The 1,057-nt window shown below is 77.7% G+C and carries 1 pseudogene; it reads right to left on the reverse strand.

Annotated elements, in window-relative coordinates:
- Nucleotides 1-1,057: pseudogene (locus EET03_RS29740) on the reverse strand (PE family protein); the annotation flags it as partial.

The following is a 1,057-nucleotide window of genomic DNA, read 5'->3' on the forward strand; positions in this document are numbered from 1 at the left end:
GCTGCCGACTCCGCCGCCCGCGCCGCCGTCACCACCGGCGCCGCCGCCACCGCCGATACCGCCGCTGCCAGCGATGCTCGTCACAAAGCCGTCACCGTTTCCGCCCCCACCACCGTCGCCGCCCACACCGCCGTTGCCACCACCGCCACCGACACCGCCGATGCCGCCGATACCACCGGCGCCGCCGCTGCCGAACATTGACGAGGCGGCACCACCGTTACCACCCGGGCCGCCGGTGCCGCCGGTGCCGCCGGATCCGGCGGCACCCCCGCTGCCGCCGTCAGCACCCGCGCCCCCCTTACCGGTGACGGTTGCGATGCCCGTGGTTCCGCCACCGCCACCACCGCCGGCACCACCATTGCCGCCTGCACCTCCGTTGCCACCGACGCCGCCATTGCCGCCGGCGCCGCCGTTGCCCGCCAGGATCCCGCCGTGGCCGCCGGCGCCGCCAGCACCACCGAGTCCCCCCGCACCACCGGCCGCGCCGGCGGCGCCGTTACCGCCCAGGCCGCCGGCGCCGCCGAGGGCACTGCCGCCGGCAGCGGTTGCGAATCCGCCAAAGCCGCCGGCCCCGCCGGCACCCCCGGGGGTTCCGCCGCCGGTGCCGTTACCTCCGGCGCCGCCGGCGGCGGTACCGCCACTAGTAGCGTTACCGCCGGCGCCGCCGTTGCCGCCGGCGCCGCCGCTGCCCCCGTTGCCGCCGGCGCCGCCGGTGGCGTCGCTGGCGTCGCTGGGGTTGTTGACGAACGCGAAACCACCGGCCCCGCCGGTGCCGCCGATCGTGCCCGGGCCGCCGTTACCGCCGGGAGCGCCCGCACCTGCGGTAGCGGGGCCCGTAATCACGCTTAGATCGGCGCCGTTGCTGCCGGCGGCGGCTGTGCCATTGAAGGTGGGGTTGACACCATTTGCCCCGGCCAGGCCGGCGCCACCTGGTCCGCCGGCCCCGCCGTCACCGAACAGGCCTATGGCGGCGCCGCCGTTCCCACCGTGCCCCGCGATCCCGCCATTAATGCCGGCCATGGCGGCCCCACCGGCCCCACCCGCGCCGCCATTGCCC

Origin of the sequence: Mycobacterium innocens (assembly GCF_900566055.1) — a bacterium.
Taxonomy (GTDB): domain Bacteria; phylum Actinomycetota; class Actinomycetes; order Mycobacteriales; family Mycobacteriaceae; genus Mycobacterium; species Mycobacterium innocens.